At 63.0% G+C, this 9,707-nt stretch carries 11 protein-coding genes; 2 read left to right on the top strand and 9 right to left on the bottom strand.

Features of this window, described 5'->3' with window-relative positions:
• Positions 1 to 12: 12 nt before the first annotated feature.
• The 5 genes from DT070_RS13010 to DT070_RS12990 all read right to left on the bottom strand — a co-directional run bounded on the left by DT070_RS13010 (position 13) and on the right by DT070_RS12990 (position 4,006).
• On the bottom strand, positions 13 to 729 hold the full coding sequence (locus DT070_RS13010) for a class II aldolase/adducin family protein (RefSeq protein WP_122955784.1): 717 nt from the start codon (positions 727 to 729) through the stop codon (positions 13 to 15).
• Between the two features lie 158 nt (positions 730 to 887).
• Positions 888 to 1,169, bottom strand: coding sequence for a DUF427 domain-containing protein (locus tag DT070_RS13005; protein ID WP_092127063.1), 282 nt, complete (start codon positions 1,167 to 1,169; stop codon positions 888 to 890).
• 307 nt (positions 1,170 to 1,476) lie between these two features.
• Positions 1,477 to 2,136, bottom strand: a complete 660-nt coding sequence (locus tag DT070_RS13000; RefSeq protein WP_122955783.1) for a glycine zipper 2TM domain-containing protein — start codon at positions 2,134 to 2,136, stop codon at positions 1,477 to 1,479.
• 167 nt (positions 2,137 to 2,303) lie between these two features.
• On the bottom strand, positions 2,304 to 2,858 hold the full coding sequence (locus DT070_RS12995; protein WP_122955782.1) for a cupin domain-containing protein: 555 nt from the start codon (positions 2,856 to 2,858) through the stop codon (positions 2,304 to 2,306).
• Between the two features lie 50 nt (positions 2,859 to 2,908).
• Positions 2,909 to 4,006 carry a DUF2855 family protein gene (locus tag DT070_RS12990; protein ID WP_122955781.1) on the bottom strand — a complete coding sequence of 366 codons (1,098 nt, stop codon included), beginning with the start codon at positions 4,004 to 4,006 and terminating at the stop codon, positions 2,909 to 2,911.
• A gap of 29 nt (positions 4,007 to 4,035) precedes the next feature.
• Between DT070_RS12990 and DT070_RS12985 the strand changes: the two genes are divergently transcribed.
• Positions 4,036 to 4,707 carry a TetR/AcrR family transcriptional regulator gene (locus DT070_RS12985; RefSeq protein WP_122955780.1) on the top strand — a complete coding sequence of 224 codons (672 nt, stop codon included), beginning with the start codon at positions 4,036 to 4,038 and terminating at the stop codon, positions 4,705 to 4,707.
• 3 nt (positions 4,708 to 4,710) lie between these two features.
• Here the strand turns inward: DT070_RS12985 and DT070_RS12980 are convergent, their stop codons facing one another.
• Positions 4,711 to 5,754: a methionine synthase gene (locus DT070_RS12980; RefSeq protein WP_122955779.1), complete on the bottom strand. Its 1,044-nt coding sequence runs from the start codon at positions 5,752 to 5,754 to the stop codon at positions 4,711 to 4,713.
• 61 nt (positions 5,755 to 5,815) lie between these two features.
• Positions 5,816 to 6,814, bottom strand: a complete 999-nt coding sequence (locus tag DT070_RS12975; protein ID WP_122955778.1) for an LLM class flavin-dependent oxidoreductase — start codon at positions 6,812 to 6,814, stop codon at positions 5,816 to 5,818.
• A 127-nt stretch (positions 6,815 to 6,941) separates the two neighbouring features.
• Between DT070_RS12975 and DT070_RS12970 the strand changes: the two genes are divergently transcribed.
• Positions 6,942 to 7,502: a YaeQ family protein gene (locus DT070_RS12970; RefSeq protein ID WP_122955777.1), complete on the top strand. Its 561-nt coding sequence runs from the start codon at positions 6,942 to 6,944 to the stop codon at positions 7,500 to 7,502.
• A 3-nt stretch (positions 7,503 to 7,505) separates the two neighbouring features.
• On the opposite strand, the gene DT070_RS12965 is transcribed toward DT070_RS12970, so the two are convergent.
• Both DT070_RS12965 and DT070_RS12960 read right to left on the bottom strand, forming a co-directional pair.
• Positions 7,506 to 8,423 (bottom strand): ion transporter, encoded by a 918-nt coding sequence (locus DT070_RS12965; RefSeq protein WP_122955776.1) that lies wholly within the window; start codon positions 8,421 to 8,423, stop codon positions 7,506 to 7,508.
• Between the two features lie 163 nt (positions 8,424 to 8,586).
• Positions 8,587 to 9,699: a mandelate racemase/muconate lactonizing enzyme family protein gene (locus DT070_RS12960; protein ID WP_122955775.1), complete on the bottom strand. Its 1,113-nt coding sequence runs from the start codon at positions 9,697 to 9,699 to the stop codon at positions 8,587 to 8,589.
• Positions 9,700 to 9,707: the final 8 nt, after the last annotated feature.

Raw genomic sequence — 9,707 nt, 5'->3', positions numbered from 1 at the left:
GGAATGAAGCGCTTACTCCACCGCCCCGATGCTGCGGCTCCAGAGCTCCCAGGGACGCATCACCTGGCCTTCATTGGTGTTCATGGCCAGGTCGGCTTCTTCTTTTGTGAGGAACTCGATGGGGCCCAGCGCGTTGGCAGTGAGTTGCAGCTTGGCGTTTTCTTCGGCATAGACGGCGCGGTACACAGCACGCTCCAGCGAAGGCGCCACCACGGTCGAGCCGTGGCCGCGCATCAGCACGCAGGTGTGCTGGCCCAGCGCCTTGGCCAGGTCCTTGCCCAGGCCCATGTCGCGGATCAACAAATCGGTGTTGCCGCTGTTTTCGCGGATTTCATAGAGCGAGGAGCCGCTGCCCAGGAAACCGCTCATGTGAAAGATCGGGCGCAGGCGCTGCCCGGTCACGCCGAAAGGAATCACGCTGGGCGAATGGCTGTGCACCACCGCCATCACGTCGGGCCGCGCGCGGTAAATCTCGCCGTGGATGAAGCGCTCCAGATAGGAACGCAGCGTGGACTCACCCACCAGGTCGCCGTTGAGGTCGTAGGTGAGGATGTCGGCCTTCTTGACCAGGCCCGGCGCGCGGTTGCACGACAGCAGGAAGTGATCAGGCGATTTGTCATGGCGCACGCTCACATGGCCGAAACCGTCGACAACACCCTGGTCGTACAGGATGCGGTTGGCAATCACCAGTTTTTCAACAAGGGATGGGTCGGCGGCGGCAAGTGTCATGGTGTTTCCTGTTTGTCTTTTTTCAGGGGCGCCGGGGTCGGCTATTTTTAGTAAGTATACATATCACTTATGGCATTTGCCAGACACCCTCTTCGCAAAACCAAAGGGTAAACCCGCCTCTCGCGGAAATCCGGCCGACACCGGTTTCCGGCCCCGCCTCACGGCTCGATCTTCACGCCCTTCCAGAACGCGATATGGCCCTTGATGTTGTCGGCTTCGGGTTTGGGGTCGGGGTAATACCAGGCGGCGTCGGTGTTCATCTCGCCGTTGACCAGCAGCGAGTAGTAGCTGGCTTGCCCCTTCCAGGAGCACATGGTGTGGTGGTTGCTGAAGGTCACGTAGTCGCGGTTGAGCGAACTCTCAGGAAAGTAGTGGTTGCCTTCCACCACCACGGTGTCGTCGCTTTGCGCAATCACTGCGCCGTTCCAGATGGCTTTCATGGGTCTTTCTTTCTGCTCGATGTTGATGTTGAGGCGGGATGTGGAAATCGATCGGTTGATCGGGAATTCGGAAGAAACAGGACTCCATGCTAACCCTCCACACAGGCCCTGGCCGGCCCGGGGATTTATGAAGTTTGCCCGACAAGAGTGACGGCCAAAAAAAAGCGCCAGTGACAAACACCAGCGCTTTTTTAGTAAGGCCCATCTTCATGCCAGCATGAGCCCCGGAACCGGCTTTGGGCCGTAGGGCGGGCGGCCCCTCGGGGGGCACGAAGCTACACGAAGTGAGCGACCGTGGGGGCTACGTTCAGGCCAAGCGGAGGTTCTTGCCTTCAACAATCACCTTGGAGCCCACAGGCACCGAGCTCGACAGCTCCATGTTGCGCGTTGAGCCGTCGTCCATGCGGACGCGGATTTCATACACGGTGACCTTCTTCATGTTCTTTTCGATCTGGTTGCCGGCAAACGCGCCGCCTGCCACACCGAGTACGGTCATCGCCGTCTTGCCGTCGCCGCCGCCCATCTGGTTGCCCAGCAGGCCGCCCACCACACCGCCGGCCACGGTGCCCAGGCCTATGGTCTGGTTGCCAACGGCCACGCCGTTGACCTGGCCCTGGCGCTGCACAGGCGTGACGGCCTCAACCGTGCCGCAGGTCGCGCAAACGTTGGTGCGGTTTGATTGCGCCACGACAGGGTGGGTGGTCGTGGTTTTAGTGGTGGTGGTCACGGGCTTTTTGGATGTGTCCGCAGCCAGTTTGGAAGTTTGCGAGGTTTTTTCCGCTGCGGCGAGCTGCTCGGGTGAGCCGGGTTGCGCGCCGGAGGTGTTGACAACGAGCGCCGCGGCCAGTGCCAGTACGGTCACGCCGAGCACTGCCACGATGGCGACGAGTGCCTTGCTGTGCTGCAGGCGTTGGCCAAAGCCAGGCTGGGCAGGGGATGGATTGGGAACTTGATTATTGGTGTCCATGTTGGAACTCCTTCTATGTGAGCCCCAGTTGTAACCAAGCCATCCGATACATGGTGTAGGACGACGTGACATTCGTAAGGAAAGCTTTCCTCAAACGGTGAAAACCGTGTGGTTTTTCTCGCTTGCGAGGGCCTTCACCCGCCACTCACACGGCCTTGACCGAGGGTTTACACACCCCCGTGCGGGTGCGTCGGGTCCACCCAGAGCACGGTATCGGGCTTTTCGACCGGCTCGATGTCCAGGTTGACGGCCACCGCCTCGCCGTCGCTGCGGCACAGCACGCACTCCAGCACCTCGGTCGGGCTGGCGTTGATTTCCTGGTGGGGTACATAAGGCGGCACATAGATAAAGTCGCCCGGCCCCGCCTCGGCGGTGAACTCAAGGTGTTCGCCCCAGCGCATGCGGGCCCTCCCGCGGATCACATAGATCACACTTTCCAGGTGGCCATGGTGGTGGGCGCCGGTCTTGGCGTCGGCGTGAATGGTCACCGTGCCGGCCCACAGCTTTTGCGCACCCACGCGGGCAAAGTTGATGGCGGCGCGCCTGTCCATGCCGGGCGTTTGTGCCGTGTTGCCGTCCAGCTGGTTGCCGGGGACCACACGCACGCCGTCATGCTTCCACGGCGGGTCTTGCTTGCCTTGCGCATGCGAATGCGCGTGCCCTGGCCCGTGGGAATGGTCGTGGTCGTGCGGGTGATGGGGAAGCGTGGGGTCTTTACTCATGCCGGCAGCGTACACCAGCGCAGCATGTTCCGTCCAGACTCAGTCCAGACTCAGTCCAGCACCACCACATGCCCCTGCTGCGGGTCGATGCGTCCGCCGTGCACGTCGTCGATCAGCGTTTGCGCCGCCCCAAAGCCGCGATGCTCACGCACCCGCATCCATGGGTCTTTGGCATCGCTCACGCGGCGGATGAAAGCCAGCTGCGCTTCGTTAAACCGCTGGTTGACCACGGCATGGCCCCATTCGGCATTGCGCTTTTTGATCTGCACCGGTGCAAAGTAAAACGTCGCCTCGGGGCCGGGCATATCCTGCGGCCGCAAGAACTGCGTGTTCTGCGCCGAGCCGGCATAGCAGTCATACACCAGCGATTCGCCGAAGTGTTTGTGCACCGCCATGCGCAGGCCTTCGTCGCCTGAGAAATCGACGTACAGCGTGGGCTTGCTGCGATCAATGTGCTGCAAGTCCTCGTAGCCCACCACCTCTGCGTAGCAGCCCAACCCTTCAACAAAGCCCTTGTTGCGCGCCGAGGTCAGCGCAATCCGCTTGACGTGCGGATAAGCCTCCAGGCAAAACGCCGTTCCGTAAGCGGTTTTGCTCGACGCGCTGGACACCACCATCTGCACCGCACCAAAAAACGCGTTGTCCTGCAGAAAATCAGCCAGCATGAAAGACGTGATGAAGAGCGGCCGCACCAGCATCTGGTAGTTCTCGTCTTCTGCCCGGTAGGCGGCGTCGGCGCTGCAGCGCATGTACTGGTTGTAGGCCGAGGTCAACACCTTGCGGTGCGCAGCGCCGTCGTAAAAGCCGCGCTCCGTCACGCGCTCGGGCTGCACGCGCAAATGGCTGGCGACGGGAAAGTAGCCGTAAAAGCGTTCACCCACCTCAACCCCCGGTACGCTGGAGCTTTCGACATCGGCAAAGCCCCAGACCGGCATATGGCCCCAGTCAGCCTCGCCCGTCGGGAAGAAGTCCCAGTACTGCATGGCGTCGCCGAAAGCGGCGTAGGTGATGTTGTTGGTGGTCACGGCCACGCGGCGGATCTTCAGGACCGCCTCACCTTGCGCACCCGTCGTGTCGCTTTGGGGCTTCAGTTCGTCCACTCTGGTGTGATTCAATGCATTTTTGCGTGTGAGCAGTCGTGTCAGCATGGTGTTTTCCTTCGAACAAGTAGCAACCAATGTATAGCCGCCAACCGCCTCCCGGGTTCGGAAAACCGCAAGCCGCCGCAGCGCCAGCGAAGGCTACCGCCAAGCCCCTTAAACGCCCCACCCAGGCGCGGGCGGTGTTCACCGTGCAGGCGATTTACGACGCCTTTGTTCGGATTTGGCGGCGTGACGGCTGGGCGGGCGTGAGCACGCGCGCGGTGGCGCTGGAGACCGGCATCTCGGTCGGCACGCTGTATGACTACTTCCCGAACAAGGCCGCGCTGCTGTCGGGCTATGTCCGGCATTGCATGGAGCAACTGCTGCAGGCCATTGAGCAACAAGCGGTGGCGCCCACCGGGCTTGGCGCCGAACACAGGCTGCGCACGCTCATACGCCTGGCCTGCGGCGTCGATACACCCGAGCTGCCCTGGTTTGACGCCGGCATGCTGGCGCTGGAGTCAGACATCGCAGAAGGCAAACACCACCGTCGCGTGCATGAAGAACTGCTGGCGGCGTGGACCCGCGTGCTCGATGCCTGCACCGACCTGCCGCGGCGGCCATGCCCAGAAGCGATCCAGGCCATGCACCTGGCGGTATGGGGTGGGCGCCGCTATGGCTTGCTGATTGGCCTGAACGAAGCCGAAAGCGCCGGCTGGGCACGCCAGACGGAGCGCATGTGCCTGGCGCTGCTCAAGACTGAATAGGCCTTATTTGTAGCGCTCACGCGCCAGCGCCGCACCGGCCCCCAGGGCCTGCAGCTTCTTCAGCGCCACCTCACGGTCCATGGGCGCGAGGCCGCAGTTGGTGCAGGGGAACAGGCGGTTCTTGGGCACGTATTTCAGCGCCTTGCCGATGGTGTCGGCCACCTGCTCGGGCGTTTCAATTTCGTCGCTGGCCACGTCGATCACGCCGACCATCACGTCCTTGCCTTCCAGCAGCGCCATCAGGTGCGGCGGCACATGCGAGTGGTAACACTCCAGGCTGACCTGGCGGATGGTGCTTTTGGCCAGCGCCGGAAACACGGTTTCATACTGCCGCCATTCCTCGCCCAGGGTTTCCTTCCAGTCGGTGTTGGCCTTGATGCCGTAGCCGTAGCAGATGTGCACGGCGGTGGTGCAGGTCAGGTCTTGCGCGGCGCGCTCCAGCGCTTTCACACCCCAGTCGGCGGCATCCTTCATATAGACATTGAAGGCGGGCTCGTCGAACTGGATGATGTCCACGCCGTCGGCCTGAAGGGCGAGGGCTTCCTGGTTCAGCAGTTCGGCAAAGGCCATGGCCAGCTTGACCTTGTCGCCGTAAAACTGGTCAGCCACGGTGTCGACAATCGTCATCGGGCCGGGCAAGGTGAACTTGATCTTTTTGGTGGTGTGGGCGCGCAGCAGGCGGGCTTCAGCGGCATGCACACGGCCCTTGAGCTTGAGCTGGGCCACCACCTGCGGCACCATGGCGTCGTAGCGGTTGTCGCGTATGCCCATCTTGACCTTGTGCTCGAAGTCGATGCCCTCGACCTGCTCCAGAAAGCCGTGCACAAAGTGCTGGCGCGACTGCTCACCGTCGCCGATCACATCCAGGCCCGCGTCTTCCTGCATCTTCATCCACAGCAGCGTGGCGTCGGCCTTGGCCTGCTTGAGTTCGTCGCCTTCGCTCTTCCATTGCGGCCAGAGCTTCTGGGTTTCAGACAGCCAGCCGGGTTTGGGCAGGCTGCCGGCGATGACGGCGCTGAAAAGCGGTGTGGCGGGAGGGGTTTGCATGGTGGAGTCCTTGTCTCAGTGATTGTTGTGGGTAGCCGGCTCTTAGAACCTGTTCTTACATTCAGAAAAATTCCCGCGCCAGCAACTCATACGAGCGCCTGCGGGCAGCGGGGTCGTGCGTCCAGGTGATCACGACCAGTTCGTCAACGCCTAGTGTATGAGCCAACGCCCGTAATTTGGCGGCCACTTGCGGGCCGCTGCCGACCAATGCGTTGGCCCGCAGCCTGTCGGCCTCTACCTGCTCAGCTGCGGTGTAGGGCCGCAGCGCGACTTCTTCGGGCGACGGCAAAGCCGCGAGCGCGCCACGGTTGCGGTCTATCTTCCAGCGCTCTCGGCCTGAGAAGTGGTGCCAGGCCTCGGCCTCGGTGTCGGCCGCCAGCGCCCAGACGCAGAGCACCGCCTGCGGATTAGGGTGGCGCGGGCTGGGCCGATAGGTAGAGCGGTAAATATCCAGCGCCTGCTCAGCGCCCTGCCCGTCGGTGATGAACCAGGCAAACGCATACGGCAAGCCATAATGCGCGGCCAGCTGCGCGCCATAGTCAGAACTGCCCAGCATCCACATCTCTGGCGTGGTCGGGCCCATGGGGTTGGCCGTGACGCCGCGGCCCGGGTGACCTTCCGGCAAATCAATGCCAGCCAGCCAGGCCTGCAGCTCACGCACCTGGATGGGAAAGTTCTCGGCCGACTGGCGCGGGTCGCTGCTCAGCAAACGCGCCGTGCGCATGTCCGAGCCCGGCGCGCGGCCCACGCCCAGGTCAATGCGGCCCGGTGCGATGGCTTCGAGCACCCGAAACTGCTCGGCCACCTTGAGCGCCGCATAGTGCGGCAGCATGACGCCGGCGCTGCCCACGCGGATGCGGCTCGTGGTGGCGGCAATCGCGGCCATCAGCACCTCGGGTGCGGATCCGACGATGCTGGGGTGGCTGTGGTGCTCGCTCACCCAAAAGCGCTTGTAGCCCAGCGCCTCGCAGTGGCGCGCCAGTTGCAGGGTTTCGCGGATGGAGGCGTCTTCCGTGCGGCCGGTGACGGCGACGGACTGGTCGAGAACGGAGAGTTGCATGGTCGGATCACTATAGCCAGACGGCTTAAATCCCGCTTGGCGGGGGTTACCCCGGGCGGCTGTGTTCCCGCTCTGTTCCAATACAGGGTTCGCTCCCGTCCAGATCCGAGATAAAGAAGTACACAACATGGCACTGAAAGCCACCATTTACAAAGCCCAGCTTGCGTTGTCCGACATGGACCGCAGCATCTATGCCGACCACAGCGTAACCATTGCGCGCCACCCGTCGGAGGCCGACGAACGCATGATGATCCGCCTGCTGGCCTTTGCGCTCAACGTGCCGGCTGACGACAAAAAGGGCAATCTCGATTTCGCCAAAGACCTGTGGGACGTGGACGAAGCCGCGCTCTGGCACAAGGACTACACCGAGCAGATCCTGCACTGGATCGACGTCGGCCAGCCCGACGACAAACGCCTGATGAAGGCTGCGGGACGAGCCGAAAAAGTCAGCGTCTACAGCTTTGCCAGCAGCACCCCGGTCTGGTGGAAAAACATTGAGACCAAACTGACGCGCGCGTCCAACCTGGTGGTCTGGCAAATCGACGCCGCCGAAAGCCAGGCCCTGGCCAAACTCGCCGAGCGCAGCATGCAGTTGCAGGTGACGGTGCAGGACGGTACCGTGTGGATGAGCACGGCGCTGGGCTCGGTGGAGATCACGCCGCGGCGGTTGACGGCGCCAGAGTCTTAAAAATCAGGGCGCCTGGGAAGGCGCATCCTTGGTGTCCTTGGGCTCCTGGTGCTGATACTCCGGCAGCTCCGCCCCGCAGTGATAGCAAAAATCCGCCTCGGGCAGATGGCCTTCCGTCAGGCACTCATGGCAGGTGCGTGTGGTCGGCCGCGGCAGGCGCTGCATGCGCCGCTCGGCCGCCATCTCGGCGGTGACGATGCCGGTGGGCACCGCCAGGATGCCCCAGCCCAGCAGCATCATGAATGACGAGATCAGCCGGCCCAGGTCGGTCTTGGGGGTGATGTCGCCAAAGCCCACGGTGGTGACGGTGCTGATAGCCCAGTAGACCGAAGTCGGGATGCTGGTAAAGCCGTTGGACGGGCCTTCGACCACATACATCACGGTGCCCATCACCAGCACCATCATCACCACGGCCGACAGGAACACCAGGATCTTGCGGCCGCTGGCGGCCAGCGCGCGGCCCAGCGACTGGTATTCGGCCACGTACGCGGCCAGCTTGAAAATCCGGAACACCCGCAAGAGGCGCAGCACGCGAACGTCGATGAGCGCATGCAGCTCCGGGAAAAAGAGCGCCAGGTAAGTCGGCAGCACGGCGATCAGGTCAATGATGCCGAAGAAGCTGGTCGCGTACTGCAGCGGCCTCCTCACGCAGACCAGTCGCGCAATGTATTCGGCGGTAAACAGCAGCGTGAAAATCCATTCGACCACCGCGAACGCCCGGCCGTGCGAGGCATGGATCGCCTGCACGCTGTCGGCCATCACCACCGCGATGCTGACCAGGATGAGGACGATCAGCGCTTTGTCAAAAAGCCGGCCGGCGCGCGTGTCGGCTTCAAAGATGATGGTGTACAGGCGCAGCCGCCAGCCGGCCAGCGGTTTGTCGCCAAAGTCTTGCAGCGTGGGGGGAGCGGGTTTGGCCATGGGTAAAAGAATGCGTGTGGCGAGTAGTCCCGCACGATAACCGACTTGGGGCGCCTGCGGCGTTGCTTCAAGGATTTGCTATTTTTTTGATAGCTATAGGCCTATAGGGTGATTGGGCTAGAGGCCTTTTTTCCTTAAGAAAGATGAAGCATTCCTTAAGCCTTCAGGATGTCGCCTGACGAAACTTCTCCCAGGCAGCGTCCGTCGGTGTGGTGCTGGCGCCCGGCTGCTGCGGCAGGCTGAAGTGGCCGTCCACCACCTGCGCGGGCTCCAGGAAGCAGTCCTTGATCCAGGGGATGTATTCCAGCACCGTACAGGCCGGGTGCGCGTGGTTCAGGTGCACATGCACCTGGCTCATGTCGCCCGCATGCGGCGCCACCGGCAGCCGGAAGGAGTGGGCCGTGTCGCACACCCGCAGCACTTCGGTGATGCCGCCCATGCGCGTCACGTCGGGCTGCACCCAGTGGATGGCCTCCTGGTGGAAGAACTCGGCAAACGCATCGTGCGTGTAGAGCTGCTCACCCAGCGCGACCGGGATGCTGGTGCTGCGCGCCAGTTGCGCGTGGCCTTTCACGTCGTCATACCAAAGCGGCTCCTCAATCCAGTAGAGGTCAAACGCCTCGGCCGCGCGGCAAAAGCGCTGGCAGGTGGGCAAGTCCCATTTGCCGTTGCCGTCGGTTGCCATGGTGATGGCGGGGCCGATGGCGCGGCGCACGGCCTCCAAACGCTTGAGGTCGCGGTCGACGCTGGAGCCGACCTTGACCTTGATGCCGGTAAAACCTTCATCGACCGCGCGCTTCGCGCCGGCCACCAGTTGGTCATCCGGGATGCTGAGCCAGCCGATGTCGGTGTTGTAGGCGCGCACTTTCTCACGCACCTGGCCGCCCAGCAGCTTCCACAGCGGTACGCCGGCGGCCTTGGCCTTCAGGTCCCACAGCGCGATGTCGATGGCCGCCTGCGACAGCGTGGTGATGCCGGCGCGCCCTACCCATTGCAGCGCGGGGTTGCGCGCGAGCTTGAGCCACAGGCGGTTGATGTCCGCCGCGTCTTCGCCGATCAACAGCGGCGCGTGGCAGGTTTCAATGCAGCGCGTGATCAGCTGGTCGCTCGGCAGGTGGGCATGCGTGCCGGTAAAGCCGTAGCCCGAGAGGCCCGTGTCGGTGTCGATTTGCGCGCCCACCACGCCCCAGTGCGAAATGGTGTGGGTGCTGTCGGCAATCTGCGAGCCGGTGACGGGCACATGCAGGATGAAGGGTTTGACCGAGGCGATTTTCAAGCTTGTCT

Origin of the sequence: Polaromonas sp. SP1, from assembly GCF_003711205.1 — a bacterium.
Classification (GTDB): domain Bacteria; phylum Pseudomonadota; class Gammaproteobacteria; order Burkholderiales; family Burkholderiaceae_C; genus Polaromonas.
The sequence above is the reverse complement of the archived record's forward strand: the minus strand, read 5'-3'. Positions and strand labels throughout refer to the sequence as shown.

Bases quoted from the DNA above. Each gene is read 5' to 3' on its own strand.
- DT070_RS12985 (WP_122955780.1), top strand. From the start codon at position 4,036: ATGTATAGCCGCCAACCGCCTCCCGGGTTCGGAAAACCGCAAGCCGCC.
- DT070_RS13005 (WP_092127063.1), bottom strand. From the start codon at position 1,169: ATGAAAGCCATCTGGAACGGCGCAGTGATTGCGCAAAGCGACGACACC.
- DT070_RS12980 (WP_122955779.1), bottom strand. From the start codon at position 5,754: ATGCAAACCCCTCCCGCCACACCGCTTTTCAGCGCCGTCATCGCCGGC.
- DT070_RS13000 (WP_122955783.1), bottom strand. From the start codon at position 2,136: ATGGACACCAATAATCAAGTTCCCAATCCATCCCCTGCCCAGCCTGGC.
- DT070_RS13010 (WP_122955784.1), bottom strand. From the start codon at position 729: ATGACACTTGCCGCCGCCGACCCATCCCTTGTTGAAAAACTGGTGATT.
- DT070_RS12975 (WP_122955778.1), bottom strand. From the start codon at position 6,814: ATGCAACTCTCCGTTCTCGACCAGTCCGTCGCCGTCACCGGCCGCACG.
- DT070_RS12970 (WP_122955777.1), top strand. From the start codon at position 6,942: ATGGCACTGAAAGCCACCATTTACAAAGCCCAGCTTGCGTTGTCCGAC.
- DT070_RS12990 (WP_122955781.1), bottom strand. From the start codon at position 4,006: ATGCTGACACGACTGCTCACACGCAAAAATGCATTGAATCACACCAGA.
- DT070_RS12965 (WP_122955776.1), bottom strand. From the start codon at position 8,423: ATGGCCAAACCCGCTCCCCCCACGCTGCAAGACTTTGGCGACAAACCG.
- DT070_RS12995 (WP_122955782.1), bottom strand. From the start codon at position 2,858: ATGAGTAAAGACCCCACGCTTCCCCATCACCCGCACGACCACGACCAT.